General features: G+C 41.7%; 20 protein-coding genes and 1 riboswitch. Of the genes, 15 read left to right on the top strand and 5 right to left on the bottom strand.

Annotated features, from left to right (window positions below; genetic code table 11):
• The first annotated feature begins 13 nt into the window (after nucleotides 1–13).
• Entirely contained in the window at nucleotides 14–2,263 is a 2,250-nt protein-coding gene (locus tag NSS92_RS12060; RefSeq protein WP_340868214.1) for a hypothetical protein, read from the top strand.
• Nucleotides 2,264–2,338: 75 nt separating this feature from the next.
• Here NSS92_RS12060 and NSS92_RS12055 read toward each other — a convergent pair whose 3' ends face one another.
• Complete coding sequence (locus NSS92_RS12055; protein ID WP_340868213.1) at nucleotides 2,339–2,635, bottom strand: DUF3817 domain-containing protein; 297 nt, start codon at nucleotides 2,633–2,635, stop codon at nucleotides 2,339–2,341.
• A 129-nt stretch (nucleotides 2,636–2,764) separates the two neighbouring features.
• A complete protein-coding gene (locus NSS92_RS12050; protein ID WP_340868212.1) occupies nucleotides 2,765–3,439 on the bottom strand; it encodes a GntR family transcriptional regulator in 675 nt (224 codons plus the stop codon).
• A 153-nt stretch (nucleotides 3,440–3,592) separates the two neighbouring features.
• Between NSS92_RS12050 and NSS92_RS12045 the strand changes: the two genes are divergently transcribed.
• The 14 genes from NSS92_RS12045 to NSS92_RS11980 all read left to right on the top strand — a co-directional run bounded on the left by NSS92_RS12045 (nucleotide 3,593) and on the right by NSS92_RS11980 (nucleotide 22,693).
• On the top strand, nucleotides 3,593–4,420 hold the full coding sequence (locus NSS92_RS12045; protein WP_340868211.1) for an AraC family transcriptional regulator: 828 nt from the start codon (nucleotides 3,593–3,595) through the stop codon (nucleotides 4,418–4,420).
• A complete protein-coding gene (locus NSS92_RS12040) occupies nucleotides 4,410–5,342 on the top strand; it encodes a DMT family transporter (protein ID WP_340868209.1) in 933 nt (310 codons plus the stop codon). The genes NSS92_RS12045 and NSS92_RS12040 overlap by 11 nt, the downstream gene beginning before the upstream one ends.
• A 100-nt stretch (nucleotides 5,343–5,442) precedes the next feature.
• Complete coding sequence (locus NSS92_RS12035) at nucleotides 5,443–6,498, top strand: tartrate dehydrogenase (protein ID WP_340868207.1); 1,056 nt, start codon at nucleotides 5,443–5,445, stop codon at nucleotides 6,496–6,498.
• A gap of 72 nt (nucleotides 6,499–6,570) precedes the next feature.
• Nucleotides 6,571–8,757, top strand: a complete 2,187-nt coding sequence (locus NSS92_RS12030) for a DNA topoisomerase III (RefSeq protein ID WP_340868204.1) — start codon at nucleotides 6,571–6,573, stop codon at nucleotides 8,755–8,757.
• Between the two features lie 197 nt (nucleotides 8,758–8,954).
• Complete coding sequence (locus NSS92_RS12025; protein WP_340868202.1) at nucleotides 8,955–10,037, top strand: glycosyl hydrolase family 8; 1,083 nt, start codon at nucleotides 8,955–8,957, stop codon at nucleotides 10,035–10,037.
• Nucleotides 10,018–10,869, top strand: a complete 852-nt coding sequence (locus NSS92_RS12020; protein ID WP_340868201.1) for a GGDEF domain-containing protein — start codon at nucleotides 10,018–10,020, stop codon at nucleotides 10,867–10,869. The genes NSS92_RS12025 and NSS92_RS12020 overlap by 20 nt, the downstream gene beginning before the upstream one ends.
• The gene (locus tag NSS92_RS12015; protein WP_340868199.1) at nucleotides 10,859–12,571 is read left to right on the top strand and encodes a DUF2334 domain-containing protein; all 1,713 of its coding nucleotides are present in this window, start codon (nucleotides 10,859–10,861) and stop codon (nucleotides 12,569–12,571) included. The genes NSS92_RS12020 and NSS92_RS12015 overlap by 11 nt, the downstream gene beginning before the upstream one ends.
• Before the next feature lie 37 nt (nucleotides 12,572–12,608).
• The gene (locus NSS92_RS12010) at nucleotides 12,609–13,832 is read left to right on the top strand and encodes a glycosyltransferase family 2 protein (protein WP_445661654.1); all 1,224 of its coding nucleotides are present in this window, start codon (nucleotides 12,609–12,611) and stop codon (nucleotides 13,830–13,832) included.
• A gap of 4 nt (nucleotides 13,833–13,836) precedes the next feature.
• Complete coding sequence (locus NSS92_RS12005; RefSeq protein ID WP_340868195.1) at nucleotides 13,837–15,909, top strand: cellulose biosynthesis cyclic di-GMP-binding regulatory protein BcsB; 2,073 nt, start codon at nucleotides 13,837–13,839, stop codon at nucleotides 15,907–15,909.
• 69 nt (nucleotides 15,910–15,978) lie between these two features.
• Nucleotides 15,979–16,123: riboswitch (cyclic di-AMP (ydaO/yuaA leader) on the top strand.
• A 112-nt stretch (nucleotides 16,124–16,235) separates the two neighbouring features.
• The gene (locus tag NSS92_RS12000; protein WP_340868193.1) at nucleotides 16,236–18,062 is read left to right on the top strand and encodes an APC family permease; all 1,827 of its coding nucleotides are present in this window, start codon (nucleotides 16,236–16,238) and stop codon (nucleotides 18,060–18,062) included.
• A 67-nt stretch (nucleotides 18,063–18,129) separates the two neighbouring features.
• Nucleotides 18,130–19,851, top strand: a complete 1,722-nt coding sequence (locus NSS92_RS11995) for a pyruvate oxidase (RefSeq protein ID WP_340868190.1) — start codon at nucleotides 18,130–18,132, stop codon at nucleotides 19,849–19,851.
• A 192-nt stretch (nucleotides 19,852–20,043) separates the two neighbouring features.
• Nucleotides 20,044–21,636 (top strand): ribonuclease YeeF family protein, encoded by a 1,593-nt coding sequence (locus tag NSS92_RS11990; protein WP_340870002.1) that lies wholly within the window; start codon nucleotides 20,044–20,046, stop codon nucleotides 21,634–21,636.
• Nucleotides 21,637–21,649: 13 nt separating this feature from the next.
• Nucleotides 21,650–22,120 (top strand): DUF2247 family protein, encoded by a 471-nt coding sequence (locus NSS92_RS11985; protein WP_267587740.1) that lies wholly within the window; start codon nucleotides 21,650–21,652, stop codon nucleotides 22,118–22,120.
• Nucleotides 22,121–22,549: 429 nt separating this feature from the next.
• Complete coding sequence (locus NSS92_RS11980; RefSeq protein ID WP_340868188.1) at nucleotides 22,550–22,693, top strand: hypothetical protein; 144 nt, start codon at nucleotides 22,550–22,552, stop codon at nucleotides 22,691–22,693.
• A gap of 40 nt (nucleotides 22,694–22,733) precedes the next feature.
• On the opposite strand, the gene NSS92_RS11975 is transcribed toward NSS92_RS11980, so the two are convergent.
• The 3 genes from NSS92_RS11975 to NSS92_RS11965 all read right to left on the bottom strand — a co-directional run bounded on the left by NSS92_RS11975 (nucleotide 22,734) and on the right by NSS92_RS11965 (nucleotide 25,014).
• Nucleotides 22,734–22,997 (bottom strand): response regulator, encoded by a 264-nt coding sequence (locus NSS92_RS11975; RefSeq protein WP_142946657.1) that lies wholly within the window; start codon nucleotides 22,995–22,997, stop codon nucleotides 22,734–22,736.
• 98 nt (nucleotides 22,998–23,095) lie between these two features.
• On the bottom strand, nucleotides 23,096–23,665 hold the full coding sequence (locus NSS92_RS11970; protein ID WP_340868185.1) for a GNAT family N-acetyltransferase: 570 nt from the start codon (nucleotides 23,663–23,665) through the stop codon (nucleotides 23,096–23,098).
• A gap of 71 nt (nucleotides 23,666–23,736) precedes the next feature.
• Nucleotides 23,737–25,014, bottom strand: coding sequence for an Nramp family divalent metal transporter (locus NSS92_RS11965; RefSeq protein WP_218677436.1), 1,278 nt, complete (start codon nucleotides 25,012–25,014; stop codon nucleotides 23,737–23,739).
• Nucleotides 25,015–25,231 lie beyond the last annotated feature (217 nt).

The raw sequence follows: 25,231 nt of genomic DNA, 5'->3' as shown, positions 1-25,231 counted from the left end.
AGGAAGCGATCAAGTGAAAAGAATACCAGTCATCTTCCTCAGATATATTGTCTTCTTTATTCCAGCGATCATTCTCAGTGTCTTGGTGTGGAACCATTACCAAGATGATTTGTCAGATGGGAAAGTAACAGAGTATGACGTCAAAGGAATATTTACATTTGATGAAGGAAAACGAGTGGTGAGTGCTGTATCAAAAGACCAGCAGCTCCATTTTGCAATGTATGATCCTCAATCAGGAAAAAGAATCAGTGAATGGACCACAGAAAGTGATACGTTTCATGAAATGCTGCCATCCATTCAAGGAAACAATCTCTTATTGGCTTTAAAAAATAAAGACGGGCAGCTGTTGATCGAGAAACTAACACCAAGCGGAGAAAAGAAAGAGCTCGTTCAAAATAACTTACAGATTCCCTCATTTTTAAAAACGAATACATACCAATGGAATGGACGGCTCGTATTTACAGGAGAAATGGACGGTGCCGCTGCAGTCATCGGTGAGCTAAAGAACGGTCAATTTTATGCGCACAATCTCAACAAACTAAAGCTGCCGGCAAGGCCTGTCTCCATGGATGTCGTCATGAATTCCTTTAGAGGGCAGACGCCAATTCCTATGTTTGAATTGGCTTTGAAAAATGACCAGAAGGCGTATGTCAGCGGAATCTCAAACGAGAAGCATCAGCTTGGGCTCTATGTCTCCAAAAACGCTGAACCGTTCAGCCTCATTGAAGATAAGGTGGAGCAGCAGCTGGAGAAAACGATCGGAACATCACAAAATTTTGCAGTCGCTGTCGAATCTAACTATCCAAAAAGAGCAAGGAAAGTGAATGAAGAGGGAATGCTTGAAGAAGTCGTCCCAACACCAAAACCGATTTATCAAACCTTTATTTACCAGCTTAATGAAGAAGAAGTTCTTCTTGCAGGCTCTACAGCAAAGGACGAAGCAAAAGGCAAACTGACAGGTTATGTTTATAACCATCGCACGAATAAGGCGAGGTCTGCCAGCAAGCTTTTGCAGTCGTTTTCATATGAATCTTTACAAAGAGAAGGGCTCTCTTTCAATAAAAATGTGAAGAGCGACTGGCTCTATTATTCATTTGACAATCAATTAACGGGTGCATTTGAGACGAAAAGCAAAGAGCTAAAGGAATTTCCTTTGCAAAAGGTCATCTCAATTGAAAACGCCAGTCCAGCCCACCAAACGTCTGTTGACACCTTTACGCAATATGTCATGAAGGGCGGACCGCTCATTCTTAACTGGGCGATATGGATCTTGATCCCACTGTTATTATTTGTGCTAGCGATCTTCCTGCCGCCAATTTTGAGACTGGTGAGAAAGAACAAGATTAAGGACAGTGTCACATTAGAAGCCAATATTGTGTCTGTTAAAGAAACGGGCACCTACATTAACGAACAGCCAGTTCTCAGCATGCGGCTTCAATTTGAATATGAAGGGCAGCGCATAGAAAAGACGGTTAAAACGGTTGTATCCTATACCCAGATACCGCATCCGGGTCAGCGTATCGCCATCCTCTATGATCCGAAGAAGAAAAAAGCGATGCTTTTAAAAGAGGGTGACTTCTCGCAGCCAAGCGGGCCAAAGTTTATCAAAGGCGCTGTTTTAAGAAACATAGAATCATATGGAACTGTAGGACGAGGCACCGTCTTATCACTCACATTTGAATTAGATCAGAAAACGTATATCATTCCGATGATTCAAGCCACTGGTTTTGAATTTAGAACAGGAGAAAAAGCCGATCTCGTCGACATCAACGGCCAGCTCAAAATGGCAGCCTATGGTCATGAAGTTCGGAATCGATCGGGGAAAGATGTGACGCTAACAGGAACGATCCAGCGGGTGAAGCAATATCCAATGGCCATCCATGAACAAAAGCCTATTCAGCTTGATGTGTCGGTTTCAAACGGAGATCAGTCCATCACAAAAACGGTCAGCCAATTCATCCCTGATCATATGCAGGTCACAGCCGGCACTCAAATCACGATCCAGACAAAGAAAGAAGAGCTGGATAGAGAAATGGGTCTTATGCAAGAGAAACTAGGAAGCGCAAAAGTGACCAATGTCGAATTTGCTGGCGTCATCGGCAATCTGCCGTTAGCGATCATTCAGGTTGAGAGAAATGGCATGATGTATGAAGTGAAACAGCCAATCGATCCAATCACTAGCATCTTGCCTGGTGATGAATTATGGGTGGCGTATCACGACATGACGCGTCAAGCAGCTATTGTGAAATATGCATCAATATAAAAAAGCGTTCCTTTATCAGGACGCTTCAGCGTGAAGACTAAGGGCTAAAACGAATGTCGTTTTAGCCCTTTTTGATTAAGCTTTTGTATCATATTGGCGGAGCACCTTATCGTAGGCGAAGTTACCGAAAGGAATGAAAGCCGCAAAAAAACCAGCGATGGACCATTTCAAATGCCAGCGAACTTTAAAAGTCACATATGCCAAAACGAGCATATAGATGACAAACAATGCGCCATGAAGAGAGCCTACAATAGTGACTGCCATCGGAATATCCGCAAAATATTTTAGAGGCATGGCAATTAAAAGAAGGGTTAAAAGAGACATACCCTCAATAAAACCCGCCTGTCGAAGACGGCTAACACTTGTATGCATATACAAATCCTCCTGTATAAAAGCTAGTTTCTCATCTTCTAATATAAACGAAAGATCGTCTGGACATGCTGAAATCTACGAAAAATTCAAAATATGTTCATGGAATGCTTAAAAAATGGGAAAAGTCCTTTACTCCTTGTTTGTTTCAGAGAGTACTTGCTTTAAGTGCATGACATCATGCAATAAATGCTCCGTCATCGCTTGAACGGCTTCTGTGGAGCGGCGCTCTTTTATTTTAGAATAGATGGCTGCATGCTCTCTTTGAATGGTTTCAGCACGAGCCCCGCCGCTAAAATGGAAGATGCGGCAATAGTGAATGAGTGCATTCACGTGATTCAATTGTTTGGATAAGCGGTCATTGTGACTCGCCAAAATGATTTTTTGGTGAAAGGCTTCATGTAACTGGATGATCTCTTTAGATGGCAGCTGCTGCTTGATCGCTTCGTCCGCCTGCGTGAGAACCTGCTCAATTTCATCCATTTCTCTTTGCACGGCTTCCTTACAGGCAAGCTCAACAGCAAGTGTTTCTAAAGCCGTCCGAATTTGATAAAGCTCCTCGACATCTTTTTCTGTTAACGTATAGACGGAATAGCCTGATCGATGATCCGCGATTAAAAGCTCGTCTTTTTCTAACAGCCTCATCGCCTCTCTTACCGGTGATCGGCTTACGCCAAATTGTTTGGCAAGCTGTGTTTCATTGATGCGCTCTCCTGGCTGAAACTGGCCATCAAAAATCATTTGCTTCAGCTGTTCATAAAATTGCATGTGATACGGTGTTGGTCTTTCCATCTCGAATGAATTCATGCCATCATTCCCTCTTTTATACATCATCTTTTGTCTCATGTTATCCAAGTTTTTCCCTCTAGGCAAGCCTGCATCAAAAAGTCAATATCGTACAATCCAAGAGAAAAAGGGTGTGCTACACTTATGATCAGTTCAGTGAAAAGAGGGATCGACATGAACACACAAGAGGAACGAACTGTACATTTTGATCAAGACTTGCAAATAGAGGCATATCGCTTTCATGGCATCATGCAAAAGTTCCCGAATCATTTTCATACATATTATGTGATTGGATTTATTGAAGACGGTCAAAGACGTTTGGTCTGCCAAAATCAAGAATACATCATTGAAAAGGGTGATATCCTTCTTTTCAATCCGTATGATAATCACGCATGTGAACAAATTGATCACAGGACACTCGATTATCGCTGCTTAAATATTGAAGCAGATGTGCTAGAGAAGGTCTTTCAGCACAAACCGCATTTTAAAGCCCCTGTGTTTTCACAAAGTGAACTAACAAAGCCGTTATATGATTTACATCAAATGATCACAGAAGAAGCTCCTGCTTTGAATAAACAGGAAACCTTCTATTTCTTTATGAAACAATTGATTGAAGCCTATGCTGATACCTCAGAGGAAAAAGCATCAGCAGCACGTGCCAACGAACAAAAAGTCCGAGACGTACAGCAATATATCGAAACACACCTCACGGAAAATATATCGTTAGATGACTTAGGTGAGCTTGTGTCCATGAACAAATATTCATTGCTGCGTGCTTTTACAAAATTCAGAGGCATCACGCCGTATCGTTATTTACAGACAGTCAGGGTGAACTATGCGAAGGAGCTTCTCGCCCAAGGAGTGAAGCCTGTAGATGCGGCTGCCTCCGCTGGATTTTCTGATCAAAGTCATTTGAGTCATTTCTTTTCAGAATTTATTGGGCTCACGCCAGGGCAGTATCAGCAAATTTTTGTAAAGCAGGTAACAGCTGATGAAAAATAAACAGCTGCTCGGTCATTTAGCGGCCATGTTCACCATTTTTTTATGGGGATCTACCTTTATCTCTACCAAAATATTATTAACGGCTTTTTCTCCAACAGAGATTTTATTTTTCCGTTTTTTTATAGGGTACTTGGCTCTGATGATCATCTATCCGTTTACGATGAAGGTGCAAAGTAAAAAGCATGAAGGGATGTTTGCGCTGGCAGGTTTATGCGGTGTGGTCTTATATTACTTTTTAGAAAATGTCGCACTTACTTATACGTTCGCTTCGAATGCAGGTGTCATCAGCTCCGTTGTCCCATTCTTCTCTTTTTTATTGGCTTATTTTTTATTAAAAGATGAGCCGCTGCACAGCCGGTTTTTCATAGGCTTTTTCATCGCGATGACGGGTATCGTGCTGATTAGCATGAATGGAATGACGACGTTTCAGTTGAATCCACTTGGTGATGCCTTAGCATTAACGGCTACCATCGTCTGGGCATTCTATTCCATTTTATCGAAGATGATCAACCAATATGGCTACCATATCATTCAGGTAACAAGGCGTGTCTTCTTTTACGGACTGTTATGGATGATTCCATTGATCTGGCATTTTAAGATTCGTTTAGATTGGGAGCGATTGACGAATCCATCGTTTGCCTTCCACTTGCTGTTTTTAGGCCTTTTCGCATCTGCCATTTGTTTTCTGACATGGAGCTTTTCCGTGAAAACGCTCGGTGTGGTGAAATCGAGTGTGTATATTTATGGAGTGCCTATTATTACGATGGTTATTTCAATGATCGTTCTTCACGAGAGATTGACTTTCATGTCTGCGCTTGGAACGGCACTGACCTTAGGAGGTTTGCTGCTTTCAGATAAAAAAAGTGCGGGAAGAAAGAAACAGAAGCCCCGTGTGCTGATGCAGGATAAAAAGGCGCTTTGATCAAAAAAAGCGTCTTTTGTCCATTGTAAGAACAAGCACTCTTTAGTAAACTCAAATGAAATGGTCGACGGTCGACCGATAACAAAGGGGGAAAAAATCAATGAAGCATGTTTCAATTGCAGCGATACCAGGAGACGGGGTTGGAAAGGAAGTTGTGCCTGAAGCTATTCGAGTTTTGAAAGCGGTATCAGATGTGCATGGCGGTCTGTCTTTCACCTTTCAGGACTTTCCGTGGAGCTGTGAATATTATTTAGAGCATGGCGAAATGATGCCAAAGGATGGATTGGAACAACTGAAAGCCTTTGACAGCATTTTCTTAGGGGCAGTCGGAGATGCCAATTTAGTGCCTGATCATGTATCACTTTGGGGATTGCTCATTAAAATTAGACGTGAATTTGAGCAGGTGATTAACGTTAGGCCTGCAAAACAACTGAGCGGCATTCGCTCGCCGCTTGCTCAGCCAAAGGATTTCGATCTTCTTGTTGTAAGAGAAAACGGTGAAGGTGAATATAGTGAAATCGGAGGCCGCATCTATCATGGGGAAGATCAGCTTGCCATTCAAAATGCTGTTTTCTCAAGAAAAGGGACAGAGAGGGCCATGCGTTTTGCCTTTCAATTAGCAGAAAAAAGACGAAAGCATGTGACAAGTGCAACCAAATCGAATGGAATCGTTCATACAATGCCATTTTGGGATGAAGTGTTTCAAGACGTAGCAAAGGATTATCCAGAGGTGACAGCAGACTCGCAGCACATTGATGCGCTCTCAGCCTTCTTTGTGACAAGACCTGAGAAATTCGATGTGATTGTTGCCAGTAATTTATTTGGCGATATTTTAACTGATCTTGGGGCGGCCATTATGGGAAGTATTGGCGTGGCGCCTGCTGCCAACATCAATGTAAATGGCAAATATCCATCCATGTTTGAGCCTGTACATGGATCAGCCCCAGACATTGCAGGAAAAGGAATCGCCAACCCAATCGGTCAAATTTGGACCGCTAAACTCATGCTTGATCATTTCGGAGAGGAAGAACTGGGTACACACCTGCTCGAAATCATCGAGTCAGTCACAGCAGACGGCTTTTTAACGGCAGACATCGGCGGGGCTTATCGAACACAAGAAATCACAAACGAAATCATCAAGCGCTTCAAGAAATAATCCGTCATTAGAACCGCATCTCCACGTCTGCTATAATAAAAGGATGGATAGAAGAAAGAGATGTGAAATCTAGTGTCAAAAACAGTTGTATTAGCAGAGAAACCTTCAGTAGGACGTGACTTAGCGCGTGTGCTGAAGTGTCATAAAAAAGGAAATGGTTTTTTAGAAGGAGATCAATACATTGTAACGTGGGCGCTTGGCCATTTGGTCACACTGGCTGATCCAGAAGGCTACGGAAAAGAATTTCAATCCTGGCGTTTAGAGGATTTACCGATCATTCCAGAGCCGCTCAAGCTTGTCGTCATGAAAAAGACAGGTAAACAATTTCAAGCAGTGAAAGCGCAGCTTGCAAGAAAAGATGTAAAAGACATTGTCATCGCAACAGATGCTGGACGTGAAGGGGAGCTTGTCGCAAGATGGATTCTTGAAAAAGCGCACGTGAAAAAGCCGCTAAAACGACTATGGATCTCATCTGTTACGGACAAAGCCATTCAAGAAGGCTTCAAGCGATTAAAAGACGGCAGAGAATATGATAACCTGTATCGCTCGGCGGTTGCACGTGCAGAGGCAGACTGGATTGTAGGGATCAACGCAACAAGAGCGCTGACGACCAAGTTCAATGCACAGCTTTCCTGCGGACGGGTACAGACACCAACGATTGCCATGATCGCCAAACGAGAAGAAGACATTCAGCAATTCCAGCCGAAGCCGTTCTATGGATTGACCGCACAAGTAGATGGACTTACCTTGACCTGGCAGGATGCCAAAACAAAGCAAAACCGCACATTCCAAGAGAATGTCATAAAAGAGCGCTTAGCAGGCTGCAAAGGAAAACCAGCAGTGATCGATGCATTGAAAAAAACAGCAAAAAAAGCTTTTGCTCCAGGGCTGTACGACCTAACTGAATTACAGCGAGATGCGCATAAACGCTATGGCTTCTCAGCAAAAGAAACATTATCTACGCTTCAGCGGTTGTATGAGCAGCATAAGCTTGTGACATATCCGCGTACAGATTCACGATTTATTTCAGCGGATATCGTTCCTACATTAAAAGATCGTTTAAAAGGAATGAACGTCAGACCGTACGCACAGCATGTGAACCGCATTTTACAATCAGGCGTGAAAGCGCACAAAGGCTTCGTTAACGATGCAAAAGTGTCAGATCACCATGCGATCATTCCAACCGAGGAAGAGCTGTATCCTGGTGCATTAAGTGATAAAGAGCGTAAATTATATGATCTTATTGCCAAACGATTCCTTGCTGTACTTATGAACCCTTTTGAATATGAGGAAACAACGGTAATCGCCAAAATAGGCAGTGAAACATTCACAGCAAAAGGAAAAATCGTGCAATCAGCCGGCTGGAAAGCCGTGTATGATGAATCCTATGAAGACGAGGAATCAGCCGAAGCAGATCAGCATCTGCCGGTACTCTCCGAAGGGCAATCACTTGAAGTACGCCAGCTGAAAGAAACAAAAGGAGACACGAAACCTCCTGCTCGTTTTAATGAAGCAACCCTGCTATCTGCTATGGAGAACCCAGCAGCATTCATGCAAAATCAGGAAAAGGACTTAGTGAAAACCCTTGGTGAAACAGGCGGACTAGGGACAGTGGCCACAAGAGCCGATATCATTGAAAAACTGTTCAACAGCTTCTTAATTGAGAAAAAGGGCAAAGACATTTTCATTACATCGAAAGGAAAGCAGCTGCTCTCCTTAGTGCCTGAAGATTTAAAGTCTCCTGCGTTAACAGCGGAATGGGAACAAAAGCTTTCTAAAATCGCAAAAGGGCAGCTGAAGGCTGCTCAATTCATGAGTGAAATGAAGTCCTATGCAAAACAAGCCGTATCTGAAATCAAACAGACGAACCAAACCTTTAAGCATGACAATGTCACTGGCACCCATTGTCCGGACTGCGGAAAACTTATGCTGAAAGTGAACGGAAAACATGGCACCATGCTCGTGTGCCAAGACCGAGAATGCGGCCACCGTAAAAATGTGGCGAAGAAAACAAACGCACGCTGCCCGAACTGTCATAAAAAGCTCGAGCTGCGCGGAGAAGGCGATGGCAAAATCTTTGCTTGTGTGTGCGGCCATAGAGAAAAACTGTCTGTTTTCGAAAAACGCAAATCACAATCCAATCAAAAGAAAGCCAGTAAGCACGATGTGTCTAAATATATGAAGAAACAAAAGAAAGTGGAAGAACCAATCAATAACGCACTGGCTGAGCAATTAAAGAAATTAAAATTAGATCAATAGTAGTATAAAAACCCATGCGGAAACGCATGGGTTTTCCAATGTAATCAAGCATATCGACATATTGTTTTTCTGAAAATGGGAATGTCTATGCGAAAAGACTCGTAATTTGGTATAAAATATTTATTTAAATTTAGACAGAAACACTCTATAATAGATCGTTGGAATGCTAAGAGAACGGGAGTTGAAAGGGGACACGAATGGATACACCCATACATCGCATAGCTATTGTTTTACTCATTGTCATTCTACTAGGCGGATGTACCTGGAAACAGCAGAAGGAATCAGCTTATCCAGTATCACCACAGCCAGTATTGCCTGGAGAATATTTTATCACTCATCACCTCATGACAGATCAAGGCATGATTCGCACCTCATTTGCAGAGCAGCACATCTACTTATCTGAATCACTTGGACTTTGGATGGATTATCTTGTTCGAAAAAAAGATCAAAATTCGTTTGATCAACAATTTGGTGTCCTGCAAGATCAATTTTTACTAGACCATCATCTTCTCAGCTGGCAAATCGAATCTGATCAAAAAAGTAAGGCCAATGCCTTAGTTGATGATTTACGGGTAGTGGCGGCACTTCAAAAGGCAGATCATTTATGGAAGAATTCAGCATATCAAACCACAGCAAAAGAAATCGCACAAGCGTTAAAAGACAAAAATATGTATAGAGGCATCTTGTCCGATTATTATGATGCATCAACAAATCGAACTTCACACACAATCACACTCTCATATATAGACCCAAAAGCAATCAAAGAATTGGAATCCCTCAAAATATTCACGAAACAAATGACGAGTAACCAGTTGTCCATTCTAAAACAAGCACCGAGAAAAAAAGGATTCTTTCCTAAATCCTATGACATAAAGAAAAAAGCCTATTCATTTGATCGAGAAATCAATATGATTGATCAACTCTATACGGCTCTACATGCCGATCGTGCAAAAGTAAATACGTCCGCGATCATGAAATGGCTTAAAACGAATTTTACAAAAGAAGGAAAATTGTACGGTAGATATAAACTGAGCACATTGCAGCCATCAGTGACATATGAATCGCCTTCTGTATATGCACTGGTCATCTTGTATGCTCTTAAACGAAACGAACCGGAATTCGCAAAAGATGTGTATGACCGCATGAAAGAATTACAAATTCAAGATCCTCTCAAGGATTATTACGGAGGATACATGAACGAAAAAGACACACACTCATTTGATAATTTATTGCCTCTAATTGCAGAAAGGGAGCTTTTTAATGAATCGGTTATTCAGTAATACGTATCGTTTGTATTATTCTCTGCTCCTCACGTTTGCAGGTCTTATTTTGTTTATGGGCTACCTAAGCGTACAGGATGCGGAGAGCTTTATGATCATCACACTGACTTTTGTCGTGTTAGGATGCGGGATTTTATTTGGCATCTTACCAGCATTAATTTTTACCTTGTTGATGTTGTTCTTTATAGGAAGCGCTATGTTCTTTACAGAGCTTGGCGATACAAACCCCTTCTTTTCCAATCAAACATTGCAAGATGTGGTGATTTGGAGCGCAGCCCTCCTCTTTTTCGCGATTTCAGCAGGAAGCTTGCATGAGCGGATCAAGACGATGCGTCGCACCATTGAACAACAAAAGCAGGCTATGAAACAATTTGTGGCGATTGACTCGACAACAGGGTTTGACAATGCAGAGCGGATGAGGCTGGAATTGTCCGAGGAAATGAAACGGGCAGAACGCTACAAACAGCCATTCGTTTTTATTCTTCTTCATATCCATTATGCAGCGGAATTCAAATCGTTATATGGAGAAAAAGAAATGAAACACCTATTTCAGCAATTAAGTATCAAGATCCGCGAAAGTGTCAGAGAAACCGATAAGAAATTCCGATTATCTGAAGAACGAATAGGCCTGCTGCTTACTCATACACCAGAAGAGAATGTCTCAGTCGTCCTTGAGAAGCTAAAGGATAAATTGCAAAAGCATGTGCTGTTAAACGGCCGTGAAGTCACCTTGACATTTCATGTCTGTCATTTAACAAGCAGTTCGGATTATCGTACGCCAGAGCAATTTTTAGAAGAACTAGAAAAAGAGATGATGATGAATGAACTTTAATTCTTTAATGAAATGTTGTTTGATGATTGCTCTTTTTTTGATTCTTTCGTTTAATTATATGGCTTCAGCCGACGCTCTTGCCAAGCCAAATACCCTCATCGTTTATTCGACAGAATCAGGGGAAGCGACTCCAGCTGTGCATATGCTGGATCTACTCGCCGGACATTTTTCCAAACAGACGACGATTGTATCTGATGAACGTTTGGCTGAAAAGAGAATCAGTGAATTTCAGCAAGTCATCTACCTAGGGGAAATAAAGAGAACCTTACCGAAAAAAACAATTCGTGCGATGAACGAATCACAGAAGGTAATAGCCATTGGGTACAATGCGGAACAGCTTCGCCCATTTTCCAAGCTTACTTTTCACAAACAGGATCACACGAGTCAAATCAAATATACAGATGATAAAGCATACCGCCAGCTAGAGAAAAGGATCAGTGCGTTAACGGTTCAAGGGGCAGACTTGCAAAGTGAATTTCTCTTGAAGAAGCATGAAGCTGATCTTCCATTTGTGATTCAAACGAAAGAAGGTGCGGCCTATATCGGAATCTTAGATGTTGTGCAGCACAACGAGCTTCTTGCAGAGGTGTTAGAAAAACACCTGCCTTCTTCTGGTCAGCTGACCACAAAGTACTTAAAGCTTGGGAACATCAGTCCTGTCACTGACGAGAAGAAGCTGCTTGAGCTTGGGCAATACGTATCCACTCAGCATATTCCGTTTCTAATAGCGGTAACCCCTGTTTGGGTGGATCGAACAACAGGTGATGAAGTTACACTGAGAGACCGCCCGCAGCTCGTAAAAGTGTTAAAACAGTTGCAAAGCGATGGAGCCAGCATCATTCTTCATGGATTTAGCCGTACGTATCGAACGGAGGATTCTGGTCAAAACTTTGAGTTCTGGGATGCAAAGAATGATCAATCCATTACGTCAAATGACCCCAAAAAAGCCGAGAAGAAGCAAAGTGAAAGCTATTTTTCAAATGAAAAAGACTTCCATGCATATACGAGATCGAATCACCAGCAAGAAATCATCTATACAGAAGAAAAACTGACAAAAGGCATTGAGCTTCTTGCGCAGCAAGGTCTATATCCACTGGCATTCGAGGTGCCGCATGATGCCATATCTCAACAAGGTTATGAAGTGATATCAAGGCATGTGTCCAGTCTGTTTGGACAGGTACAGCTGTCGGACCATACTTGGAAAACAGCCGGTGCCCCGCCACTCGTGACGAAACCCGCCATGCTTCATGGCATGACCTTATATCCTCAGCAACCAGTTGAGACAGCATCTGACGAAGAAGGTTCAAATATTTTAACAGAACAAAAGATTCAATCCATCCAGCATCTTCAATCAGCCGCCATCGGGCTGTCCTATGATGTGGAATCGGGAAAAGCTGGACTGCAAAATCTGATGATGCAGATGGATGCAATTCCTTCTAGTGAATGGCTGGATTTAAAGAAAATAAAACAAACAGTCCAAACATCACATGTACAGATCAAAACATCAGGGAATGGACATATTCAAGTAGAACAATCCAATAGAGCGGAAACCACAACAGTCAAACGAAGCGGTATGGAAAATATGCTGCGAATTCTCACAGTCGTGGTAATGCTGTTTATTGCGGCATTTGCTTTTTACACATTGTATTTAAGACTGACAATGAAAAAACGAATTTTTAAGGAGAGAAAATTAGGTGGCTGATGTCTTATTTTATCTTTCATTAATACTGATTTGGATCATGCTCCTATATCACATGTTTCTCATGCAGGGCGGCTTTCAGCACTACCTGACCTACGAAAAAGTGCTGCCTGAATGGACGAAACAAGGGAAGGAACTGCCGACCGTCAGCATTCTGATTCCTGCTCATAATGAAGAAGTTGTCATCCGGCAAACGCTAAAAGCAATGGTCCAGCTATCCTATCCTAAACATCTCCTTGAAATCATTGTGATTAATGACAATTCCTCTGATGGCACAGGGGACATCGTGCAGTCATTCAGTGAACAATATGATCATGTCCATATGATTGAAACGAAGCCGCCATTTGCAGGAAAGGGAAAATCCACTGCACTGAATGAAGGCTTAAAGGCTTCAAAAGGAGAAGTCATCTGCGTATACGATGCAGATAACATGCCTGAACAAAAGGCCGTCTATCATTTGGTTCTTGGTTTATTGAATGACCCGAAGGCAGGCGCTGTTGTTGGGAAATTCAGGGTCATCAATGCAGCCAAAAATCTGCTGACCAAATTTATTAATATTGAGACCATCTGCTTCCAATGGATGGCGCAGGGCGGTAGATGGAAGTGGTTTGGCATTGCGACAATACCGGGCACCAACTTCGCCATCCGCCGTCACATTTTAGAAGAACTTGGCGGCTGGGATGTTCATGCGTTGGCTGAGGACACCGAATTAACGATTCGTGTCTATAACCTTGGCTATGTCATTCGATTTTTCCCGGCTGCGATTACATGGGAACAAGAGCCTGAGACGTGGAAGGTCTGGTGGCGGCAAAGAACGCGCTGGGCTCGAGGCAATCAATATGTTGTGCTCAAATTTTTAAAGCAGTTTATGAAGCTGAAACGAAAACGAATGATTTTTGATTTGTTTTATTTCTTCTTTACGTATTTCTTATTTTTCTTCGGTGTCCTGCTCTCAAATGGCATCTTTATCGTGAACCTATTTGTTGACCTTCACTTATCTGTAGGGGCTGTTGCAATGATCCTGTGGGGATTGGCCTTCTTCCTCTTTCTAACAGAAGTGATGATTACATTAAGCATTGAGAAAACAGAGCTCACCAAACAAAATATACTCATTGTAGCGCTCATGTACTTCACTTATTCTCAAGTATGGATTGCGCTAGTCGTGTACTCCTTATGTGTAGAGGCAAAGAGCCGATTATTCAAACAAGAAGTGAAATGGTACAAAACCGAGCGTTACGATCAACAACAAAAGAAAAGCGGGTGACAAATTGAAATCGGTAAAATGGATGATTTTTATATTGGTGATATCCCTTGCTATTCAGCCTTTTTTCATGGCGGGTCAAGCAATGGCGCAATCAAATCGAGTACAAGTGAAAGATGACTGGATTCGCTCATCTAAAGGAAGCCAGACAGAAACGCAGCATTTATCAGAAGATGTAGTGACTTTGTATGGACAAGAAGACCGCACTGAATTTTCCTATCAAATAGAGAAAGAAAAAGTAGAGTCCAGCACCCTTATGTTGAATATAGAGGCTTCACCATTACTCATTTCGCCATCATCGTTCACAGTCATGATCGATGGAGAGATTGAAAAGACCATTCCCGTATCAGGGAGAAACCAAAAGAAATCGATTCAAATCAAATTGAACAAAGCGCAATTGAAAAAAGGATCTCATAGGGTTCAGCTCGTTTTTTATGGCGTGTTAAAAGAAGGTGTGTGTATCAACCAAGAGACACCTGCCAATTGGCTGAAAGTATATCCTGAAAGTGAGCTGTCTTTCAAAGGAACTCAAACGAAAGACGTGACGTTAGACAGCTTCCCTTCACCTTTCATTCAAACAGGTGATCAGAAAGAACAAACAGATATTGTGATTCCAAATTCACCGGAAGCAGCTGAATTAGAAGCGGCTATGAAAGTATACCGGACGTTGAAAAACAAAGACCGCCAAGCAGACCTCAAACTCGTCCAAGAAAAGGACCTCAAGCAAATCGCGCATCCAACCATTGCGGTAGGAGCAAAAGGAAACTGGGATGGACGAATGAAATCGATCGAGCAAGCTGCAAAGATGAAAACAGCAAACAATCAACTCACATTAGCGGTGAGAACCTTGACAGGAAAGAAAAAAGAACAGCCCATTTTATTTGTCACTGCTGAACAGCCAAAAACAATTGCTGAAAAAATCAATGTCCTGACTCAACCAGAACTGACAGATCAGCTCACTGGGACAGATTTACTCCTTCAAAAAGTTACTGCTAAAGCATCAAAACCATCTCATCAAATTCGTTTAAAAGATTTTGGTGGTGATGATGTCACGGTTGGAACCAAAAAGACGGCATCTGATCATTACTATTATCCGAAGGCATTGATCGCTAATCAAAAATCAGGAGCAAAACTAAATCTATCATTTAAAAAATCTGATACAGCGAACAAAGCAGAACGCTTAACAGTCATGATCAATAATGAACCGCACGACGTACCGTTAACAAAACTAGGAAACAAAGATGAGAATGGATTCTATCATGTGTCAATTCCAGTAGATTCACAAGTACTCCAAAAGAACGAATATATTGATCTGCAATTTGTCACTACAGGCTTTAAAAACATGGAAGCCTGCAGACATACGGATGAAGAAGGCTGGATTTACATTGATAAGAACAGCTCTCTTCAAATACCAGAAGGGACGACTAGTGATACACCGGATTTAGCCGCATGGCCGCTTCCTTTCACATCAAAAACAATGATCATCATGCCAGACCAAATCAAGCAAGAAACGATCAATCAAATGGCGATGCTGACAGAATCATTTAGTCAGCCGGAAGCTGCTCAATATCAGTTGATCAAAGCATCAAAAGTGACAAATGATCAATTGAAGAATCACTCTCTTATTTTCATCGGGGGCATTCATACGTTCTCTCTTTTAAAAGAAAAGGCAGACGATCTCATCGTTCCAGCGAAAAAGGATCAGTATGATGTCTCCTCCTTTGGCATGATCAACGAAACGACTGCTCGTATTGTATGGACGCAGCCATCTGTATGGAATAAAGAACAAACAATGACCGTCTTTTCAGGAATGAATGCAGCTGACGCTGATCTTTCACATGAAGTGATTCATTTCCTGCAAACAAATACGGAAACGGCAACAGTTGCAATCGAGAGCAAAAACAAAGACATGTTCTCTAATCATCAAACGGTCAGCAGCACAACAAATGATCTCAAAAAAGGTGAAAAGCAAGGCATCGGAGATACTTGGATTTACTTTGCATGTATCGCTGTGCTGATTATTTTTGTGGTCGTGATGATTATTTATTTCCTGCGAAAAAACCGCAAAAAGACTGATTGATAAACGATCAAAAGACCTTGAAAAAATGTCTTTACTTTGGTGTCAAACGGGAGTATGATCTCTTTTATAAAAGACCAATCGCTGAATCATTTCGATGAGCGGGGGAACCATTAGTAGTGTAAAGCACTACGTGGGGTGAATCCTTTTTAGGTAGGGCAAAGTCTCATGCGCCCGAATCCGTCAGCTAACCTCGTAAGCGTTAAAGAGAGCAAAGACCAACCTGTGATCTAAACAATAGACGCAGGGGCATTCTATTGCCTCTGTGTCTTTTTGGCGATCCATCTTTTGTAACTTAAATCGTTTGACACTAAAGGAGCGGGCATCACATGTACAGTTTGATGAAGCGTATTTTAATTGGGAAACCATTAAAATCACAGGCAGCAGGAGAACAAAAACTATCAAAAATCAAAGCGTTGGCATTATTGTCATCAGACGCATTGTCATCCGTTGCATACGGTACAGAACAAATCTTGATTGTTCTTTCAGTCGTTAGTGCAGCAGCATTTTGGTACTCACTCCCGATTGCAGGTTGTGTATTAATTCTTTTAATGGCGTTAATTCTATCTTACCGCCAAATTATTTATGCTTATCCAGAAGGCGGCGGGGCCTATGTCGTCTCTAGCAGAAACTTAGGTGAAAAACCAGGACTGATCGCAGGCGGATCATTGCTTGTAGATTATATTTTGACTGTAGCAGTGAGCATATCAGCGGGTACCGATGCCATCACATCGGCTTTTCCGGCACTATATCCATATCATGTGCTGATTTCAATTGTATTGGTCATTTTGATCATGGTGCTTAACCTTCGTGGATTGACAGAATCGGCATCTATTTTGGCTTATCCCGTATACTTGTTTGTCATATCACTCCTTATATTAATTGGAGTCGGCGGCTTTAAATTATTAACAGGAGGCGTTCCTCCAGCACCTGAGCATACAGCGATAGGCACGCATGTGCCTGGCATTACATTGTTTCTTTTATTAAAAGCATTTTCGTCTGGCTGTTCTGCATTGACTGGGGTAGAAGCCATTTCAAATACCATTCCATCCTTTAAAAAACCAGCTGCACAAAATGCAGCGAGAACATTATTGATGATGGGTGGATTACTAGCCGTATTATTTGTTGGCGTGACATTGCTTGCTTTTGGTTTTGGCATCTCACCAAAGCCAGAAGAAACGGTTGTATCACAAATTGCATCAGATACATTTGGACGTACATTTTTCTATTATGTCATTCAGGCTGTCACAGCTTTAATTTTGATATTAGCGGCAAACACCGGTTTTTCCGCCTTTCCTTTATTGGCGGTCAACTTAGCAAAGGATAAATATATGCCGCGCATGTTTACAGTAAGAGGGGATCGACTTGGTTATTCTAATGGCATTATCTTTTTAGGTGTAGCTTCCATGCTGCTCATTTGGTTGTTTGATGGGAAAACGGAACACCTCATCCCGCTATATGCTGTCGGTGTATTTATTCCATTTACCTTGTCACAGACCGGCATGTGTGTGAAGTGGATTCGTGAAAAACCGCAGGGCTGGAAAACGAAAATGCCTATCAATATTGTCGGAGCGCTAATTTCGTTCACGGTTCTCATGATTCTCATTTTGACCAAGTTCCATCTTGTATGGCCAGTATTTGTTTTCATGCCTATTGTGCTATTGATCTTTCATTCCATTAAAAAACATTATCTGTCTGTTGGAGAACAACTGCGTTTAATGAATGAAACAGAGCCTGTTGAGATTAAAGGAAATGTGGTCATCGTGCCAATAGCCGGTGTAACACGTGTCGTCGAGCAATCGGTTCAATATGCAAAATCTTTATCAGAGCAAGTCATAGCAGTTCATGTATCCTTCGATAAAGAAAAAGATAAGAAAATTGAAGCGGATTGGGAAAAAATGAATAGCGGTGTGCGGCTTGTGATGCTGCATTCGTCATATCGAAGCCTTATTCATCCGCTTGATAAATTTCTTGAAACGGTTGAGGCAAAAGCAAATGCGCATCAATATAAAGTGATGGTGCTCGTGCCTCAATTCATCCCGAAGAAAAGATGGCACACCATCTTGCATAACCAATCTGCCTTTTTATTAAGATTCCGTCTATTATGGAAGCGGGATATAGTGGTCGCCACCCTTCCATATCATTTTAAAAAGTAGCAGCAAGTTGAAACGTTTGATTAAAAGGATGCGGTGGTATGGAGTAAGAAAAAAGGAGTTTTCTCACATGCCGCAAAGAACCGCAGGAAAAGAAGTAACAGCGCTACTGGAAGAGTGGGGCGTAAAACATATTTATGGAATGCCCGGCGACAGCATAAACGAATTGATTGAAGAGCTTAGGCATGAATCAAGCCAAATACAATTTATACAAACGAGACATGAAGAAGTGGCGGCACTTTCAGCGGCGGCTGATGCCAAACTAACAGGTAAGCTCGGTGTCTGCTTATCCATCGCTGGACCGGGTGCTGTCCACTTATTAAATGGACTATACGATGCAAAAGCAGATGGGGCACCCGTATTAGCAATTGCAGGGCAGGTTGCGTCGACTGAAGTAGGGAGAGACGCCTTTCAAGAAATCAAATTAGAGCGGATGTTTGACGACGTCGCTGTCTTTAATCAGCAGGTACAAACAGCAGAAGCTCTGCCTGATTTATTGAATCAAGCCATTAAAGCAGCTTATACCCACAAAGGTGTGGCAGTTCTCACCGTATCGGATGACTTATTTTCTCAAAAAATTAAGCGTAAGCCTGTTTATACATCTCCTCTTTATGTTGAGGGAGAAGTACGGCCAAAGAAAGATCAACTGTTAAAAGCAGCACAGCTGATTAACAATGCGAAGAAGCCAGTCATCTTAGCAGGTAAAGGATTAAGAAATGCTAAAGAAGAGCTTCTGTCGTTTGCAGAAAAGGCTGCTGCACCTATTGTCATCACACTTCCTGCAAAAGGGGTTGTGCCAGACAGGCATCCATACTTTTTAGGAAACCTAGGTCAAATTGGAACGAAGCCAGCATATGAAGCGATGGAAGAGTGTGATCTCTTAATTATGCTTGGAACTTCCTTTCCATATAGAGACTACTTACCAGAGGATACACCTGCCATTCAACTGGATATTAAACCAGATCAAATCGGTAAAAGATATCCAGTAGACGTAGGAATCGTGAGTGACAGCAAGAATGGTTTGCAGGAACTGACCTCCTACATTGAATATAAAGAGCAGCGTGGTTTCCTTGAAGCTTGTACAGAGCATATGATGAAATGGCGAGAAGAAATGGATAAGGAAAAATCCGTTGCCACATCACCGCTTAAACCGCAGCAAGTCATTGCTAGACTAGAAGAAGCAGTCGAAGACGACGCCATTCTTTCAGTTGATGTAGGGAATGTGACCGTATGGATGGCCCGCCATTTCGAAATGAAACAGCAGGATTTCATCATTTCCAGCTGGCTTGCCACAATGGGCTGTGGTTTGCCTGGAGCGATCTCTGCTAAGTTAAATGAACCGAATCGTCAAGCGGTTGCTGTCTGCGGCGATGGTGGCTTCACAATGGTCATGCAAGACTTTGTGACAGCGGTAAAATATAAACTGCCAATCGTTGTTGTGATCTTAAACAACAACAACCTTGGAATGATTGAATATGAACAACAGGTAAAAGGAAACATCAATTATGGCATAGAGCTTGAAGATATTGATTTTGCTAAGTTTGCGGAAGCATGTGGCGGCAAAGGAATCTCCGTGTCATCACATGAAGAACTAGCTCCAGCTTTTAGTGCAGCCCTTCAATCTGATAAACCCGTCATTATTGATGTTGCTGTCACCAATGAACCGCCGTTACCTGGGAAAATTACGTACACACAAGCAGCCGGTTTTAGTAAGTACTTACTGAAAAAATTCTTTGAAAAAGGCGAGCTGGATATCCCTCCACTCAAGAAAAGTTTAAAACGCTTTTTCTAAGCAAAATGTAGTCGGTCCTCTCAAAAGAGGACTGACTTTTTTTGCTGAAAGGAAAAAACATTTCAATTATCACTTGTTTTATTCCCTCTAAAAATATCTGGAAATTATTTTTGTAACTTAAAGCCTATTTTTCCAATTCGCTGAGAAAGGTAAAATAGACTTTATGATCAATAATGGAGGGAGTGACTTCTTCTGGGGAAGATACTTGATGCAAAAGCACTAACCAGTGCCATGGACACAAGGGGAAAACACTATCAGGAACTCCGCGAACAAATGGTAGATTTAAAAAAGGCATTACAAGGTGTTGCCAATCTCGGTGATGATTTCACTGGAAAAGGTGCCGATAACATTAAAAGCTTTTATAAAGAGCTGGCTGGAAATGTAGACATGTTTATCAGCTTCATTGATAAGCAAAAAGCCTTTCATGAAGGTGTTTCTGGGACACTGGATGATACAAACTTTGGCGGCGATACCTTTGTAGAAGAACACTTTTTAGACAACGCAGTACATATGGGCATCAAGAATGCCAAAAGCATTGTGAAAGATCAAAAAAAGGCACTCAAAACGATTTTTCAAGATATTGATGACCTCATTTCCCTAGAGGTATTTGATAGCCAAACCTTTGATGAAAAAATAGAAGATGCGGAAGATGAACGAAAAAAGACGGTCAGAGAACTAAGAGATCTTGATCAAAATTTAAAAGATGAATATGCTTTGTCAGAGACGGAGCAGCAAGCTACAATGGCATTGTACGCTGAAATGATGAATGCGACAAATGACGGAAAAGCGATTTCGCCTATGAATTTTGACAAGAAAGCGTATCAAAATAGCGAAATCTACAAGGCAAAAAGCGATATTGAGAAGCAAACTTCTGAATATCTGAAAATCAAAAAAGAACAAGAAGAAGCCCGCGAGATAGCAAAGGAACAAGAAGCACTCGCCAACCGCCCTTGGTATGAAAAAGCGCTCGATTATGGTGGAAACATCGTGAATGAACTGACTGGTGTGAACGATGCAAAACGTGCCGCAACAGGCGTTGATCCAATCACAGGGGAAGAACTCACCGCAGGACAGCGAGTCGCGGCAGGCGGCATGGCAGCCGCAGGCTACATCCCAATCGTCGGCTGGGCAGGACGCATTTTCAAAGGCGGGAAGGCCGTCTATAAAACGACCCAAGTCACATCAGCCGCAGTCAGGGCGGTCGATATCTACAAAACATCACAAAAATCCTTTGACGCCCTGAAAACATCTCAAAAAGGTTTATATGGCCTCACCGCCACCAACGGCTTCAGCGAAGCGATTACAGGCCGAGACATGTTTGGAAATAAGATTTCGAAAGAACAGCAGGAAGCGAGTATGAACGCGGCGTTGGGGATGCTTTTGCCGTTTGGGGCGAAAGGGTTTCATGGGAAGATGGGCATTAAGAGTACGAGAGAACTTAAGCATCCAGTTTTAGATAATCCACGAGTAGGTAGTGCATTAAAAGATGATTTTTATCATAGCTTTAATGATATAATTGACAACTACGCAGTTCATTCTAAGAGATTTGATTTACCAAATAGAAAAGGCCATATGGATTCGTTGTATCAAATAGAAGGCTCGGTGGTTAAGTACGAAACGAAATATGTAAAAGTTAAGAACAACGCCCCTGAAATGTTACAGTCGAAAGAAATAAGGAATGGCGTGTTTGAATGGGTGGTAGATCCAACAACGAATACAGTAACCCATAGAACTTTTATACCTGGTGGGAAAGTGACAGGAAAAATAAATCAATGGGGGAAATAGAACATTGTATAAAATGGATATAATCACGAAAAATGGTTTTGATTGTAACTGGTCTACACTGTTTGTTGGTAGACAGTTTAATTTAATTTCGGCATTAGAAGTAACAAACTATGCTGTTAAATACCTAGAAAATAACCCTAATGCTAACAATGAATTAATCCTTGAATTAGCTTGGGAACAAGAAGAAGTTAAAGTAGATTATATACTTGAAAGCATAATCTCTGACAAATCATCAAAAGACATGAAGAGAGAGTATCATAAGTGGCTATATAGCACTATGAAAGAGGCGTATACTAACTCAACTGATGAAAACATATTTGAAGAAATTGAAAATATTTTTTCAATCTTTAATACGCCCGAAAATATGTATGATTTTTTTAGAAAAGTTTCAGACGCATTTTACTACCCTCATGATTCACAAAATACAATTAAAGAACTTGTAGAAGAGTTTTTAGAAGCTGAAAAAGAATTGATTTTTAAATAACTAGAGAGTTTAAATAGAACGATGGACTAATGGTCCATCGTTTTCTTTCATTGCGGGTAAAGATTGGTATGATAAAAAAATAAAGTAGATTTGTTAGATTTCGAAAGCAATGAGTGACCATAAAATAAGCATCCTGTCTGAGAAGTTTGAAAATGAAAATACTGGTGAATTCGTAGAAGGAATTACGATTATGATAGACGGGAAATTAAAAAGTATGCTAAAAAATACAACAAACCTGAATGAAACATTCACCTTGATTTTTTCACCTGAACAAGCCAATCCATTCCCGTCACATCAGAAATCATATGTTAAACTAAACCAATCAAAACAAAAAAAGGAGAAAAAACCATACTATGGATTTTCACACAAAACCAGCAAAGTTTCGTTCATGTCCACGAAATCACAGTAGCCGGCAAAAAGATTGAAGGGATGATCGAAGGAAGCGATACTTGGGTGAAGACGCTTGGCAAGTATGATTCAAATGATCGAGCATCAGAGATCCTTCAAGACATTGTGAAAACAATTGAAGCCAATCAAAATACCACTGTGACTTACAGAATGCCAAATCAATAAAAAAGAAACCACCTTTCCATTGCGAAAAGGTGGTTTTTGTTTATGATGGTGTTTTTGTAAAGGCTAAAAATAAAGGGATGCCTGTGCCGACAAGAGTTGTGGCAAATAGGAACATACCGCAAATGAATAGAAAATGGCTGGCTGAAAAGACAAGTGCCAGAATGAGAAAAACGATGCTGAATCCTGCCATACTATATGATGGGACAAAGCGGCGTTTGTAGGTGGCTTTCTTTGTTAAGAATGAGAAGAAAATACCAAATAATAATGGGACAATCCATAAGTAAAATAAAATAATAAGAGACATACTTCATACCTCGATTTTTCCTTCTATTTTATCAGATGCTGATCGCAACGGATACTACAAAGCTTCACTTTGTAAAATAATTCATGCAATCGACACAATTAAGTGGGCTGATTCATAGAATGCGTTTTTTCTTCCATATATTCAGGCTGCAAAAGGGCGTATACACAATGATCCGTAAAGCGGTCTCCCAGCCATTCACATTGTCTCAAAATGCCCTCAAGCGAAAAGGATAATCGCTCTGCGATGCGTCTGCTCTTCTGGTTATCGACAGCAGCCCTGATTTCAATGCGGTGCAGTCCACATTCTTCAAATAAATAACGAATGACTGCTTTGCACGCTTTTGTCATGATGCCTTTTCCTTGATAGCCTTCTCCGAGCCAATAGCCAATTGAAACAGTCCTGTCGATCCAATGAATTTGGTGGGTGCCGATGATCCCGACAAGCTCCCCATGTGACCAGATGCCCGCTTGAAAACCGTTGTTCTGCAAGGCTTGCTGCATTGCGCCTTGAATGAACGCCATGCTGTCTTCCTCTGTTTTCGTTGAATCCACCCAAAGCATCCATTCACGTAAATGCTTTCTTGACCGCTGGATGAGCAAATATAGACTTCTTGCGTCTCTTGGCTCAAGCAGCCGCATGGCTATCTCTTGATCCTGATAAAAAAACATGTGCCCACATCCTCTCAGGGGAATTTTACCATAACCATTTGAAAAGAAAAAGACAGCATCACTACTGTCTTTTACATAAACGTATCCACAATTAAAAAGAGATTGAGTGCGACAACAAGAGCTGCTATCACCCAAGATATTCCTGTTACCCAGCGGGCATTCGTTAATTCGCCCATAATTCGTTTTTTACTTGTAAATAAAATGAGCGGAATTAAAGCAAAGGCAATACCAAAGGATAAGACCACCTGACTCATCACAAGTGCGGATGTCGGATTCACCCCAGATGCAATGATCACAATAGGGGGAATCATCGTAATCAGCCGGCGGACATACAGCGGAATCCGGTATTGAATAAAACCTTGCATAATGATATCGCCTGACAATGTACCGACAGAAGAGCTTGATAGCCCGGCTACAAGCAGGCCTACACCAAATAAGATAGCTGATACAGGACCTGCGAGTGTGTTAAAATGCTGGAACGCAACATCCAGATCTTCAACAAAAAGACCATTTTTATAAAATAAAGCGGCTGCCACAATCAACATACTGGCATTGATGGCTCCAGCGACTAGCATCGCAATGAGGATATCTAAAAACTCAAAGCGGAAAATCTGTTTTTTCTCCTTTTCCGTTCTGCCGACGACTCTCCTTTGGGTTAAAGCTGAATGTAAATAGATCGCGTGCGGCATCACAGTGGCACCTAAAATTCCAGCTGCAAGCAGCACACTATCTGCGCCATCAAATTTTGGAATAAAAAGCCCGCCTGCGACACTTGCCATATCAGGCTTGGCGACAAAGGTTTGCACAGCGAAAGCGATCACGACAACGAACAGCATGCCGGTGATGCCGGCTTCTAATGCGCGATATCCCCGTCTTTGCAATTCTAAAATCGCAAATGATCCGATGGCTGCAATAATGGATGCTTCAAGCAGCGGGATCCGAAAAAGCAAGTATAAACCAAGTGCAGCCCCGATAAACTCGGCTAAATCTGTGGCAATAATGACGAGTTCGCCCTGAATCCATAAACCGATGGAGACGGGTTTTGGAAACTCTTCACGTGCGATTTCAGGTAAGTTTTTACCTGTCGCTATTCCAAGCTTTGCGGACAAGGATTGGATGAGCAAAGCCATGAGATTTGATATGAGAATGACCCATAAGAGGAGATATCCATATTTGGAGCCAGCCGCAATGTTGGTGGCAAAATTCCCTGGATCAATATATGCAATGGCAGCGATAAAAGCAGGGCCTAGAAAAGGAAGAAGCCTTCTAAATCCTTTGACCTTACCTTCAAGTGCACGCTCAGCTGCCGCTGACATGTGTGCCTGTGCCTCGATGTATTTGTTTGTCATATGTCATCACCTAGATTCTACAAAGTTTTGCTTGGGCACAAAAAGTTTCCTTAATGCAATTTTTAATCATCATATGCCCATCTTCATGAAAAGTCAACTATCTGAACTAATAGGTTTGTTTATCATATGTAAGTGAAAAAAATAGATACCTTGTCAACGCGCAACATAAAAAACACCGCCTCTTAGACGGTGTCCCTACTGCTTCCTCTGTTATTTG

This window comes from Bacillus sp. FSL M8-0166 (assembly GCF_038008825.1).
GTDB classification, from domain to species: domain Bacteria; phylum Bacillota; class Bacilli; order Bacillales; family Bacillaceae; genus Bacillus; species Bacillus safensis.
This window is presented reverse-complemented; position numbering and strand designations above follow the sequence as displayed.

What these genes read in the sequence shown, in the direction of transcription:
- NSS92_RS12010 (WP_445661654.1), top strand. Translation starts at nt 12,609, where the DNA reads ATGCTCCTATATCACATGTTTCTCATGCAGGGCGGCTTTCAGCACTAC.
- NSS92_RS11985 (WP_267587740.1), top strand. Translation starts at nt 21,650, where the DNA reads ATGGATATAATCACGAAAAATGGTTTTGATTGTAACTGGTCTACACTG.
- NSS92_RS12050 (WP_340868212.1), bottom strand. Translation starts at nt 3,439, where the DNA reads ATGAATTCATTCGAGATGGAAAGACCAACACCGTATCACATGCAATTT.
- NSS92_RS12000 (WP_340868193.1), top strand. Translation starts at nt 16,236, where the DNA reads ATGTACAGTTTGATGAAGCGTATTTTAATTGGGAAACCATTAAAATCA.
- NSS92_RS12035 (WP_340868207.1), top strand. Translation starts at nt 5,443, where the DNA reads ATGAAGCATGTTTCAATTGCAGCGATACCAGGAGACGGGGTTGGAAAG.
- NSS92_RS11965 (WP_218677436.1), bottom strand. Translation starts at nt 25,014, where the DNA reads ATGACAAACAAATACATCGAGGCACAGGCACACATGTCAGCGGCAGCT.
- NSS92_RS12025 (WP_340868202.1), top strand. Translation starts at nt 8,955, where the DNA reads ATGGATACACCCATACATCGCATAGCTATTGTTTTACTCATTGTCATT.
- NSS92_RS12020 (WP_340868201.1), top strand. Translation starts at nt 10,018, where the DNA reads ATGAATCGGTTATTCAGTAATACGTATCGTTTGTATTATTCTCTGCTC.
- NSS92_RS11995 (WP_340868190.1), top strand. Translation starts at nt 18,130, where the DNA reads ATGCCGCAAAGAACCGCAGGAAAAGAAGTAACAGCGCTACTGGAAGAG.
- NSS92_RS11980 (WP_340868188.1), top strand. Translation starts at nt 22,550, where the DNA reads ATGATCGAAGGAAGCGATACTTGGGTGAAGACGCTTGGCAAGTATGAT.
- NSS92_RS12045 (WP_340868211.1), top strand. Translation starts at nt 3,593, where the DNA reads ATGAACACACAAGAGGAACGAACTGTACATTTTGATCAAGACTTGCAA.
- NSS92_RS12055 (WP_340868213.1), bottom strand. Translation starts at nt 2,635, where the DNA reads ATGCATACAAGTGTTAGCCGTCTTCGACAGGCGGGTTTTATTGAGGGT.
- NSS92_RS12015 (WP_340868199.1), top strand. Translation starts at nt 10,859, where the DNA reads ATGAACTTTAATTCTTTAATGAAATGTTGTTTGATGATTGCTCTTTTT.
- NSS92_RS11975 (WP_142946657.1), bottom strand. Translation starts at nt 22,997, where the DNA reads ATGTCTCTTATTATTTTATTTTACTTATGGATTGTCCCATTATTATTT.
- NSS92_RS12040 (WP_340868209.1), top strand. Translation starts at nt 4,410, where the DNA reads ATGAAAAATAAACAGCTGCTCGGTCATTTAGCGGCCATGTTCACCATT.
- NSS92_RS11970 (WP_340868185.1), bottom strand. Translation starts at nt 23,665, where the DNA reads ATGTTTTTTTATCAGGATCAAGAGATAGCCATGCGGCTGCTTGAGCCA.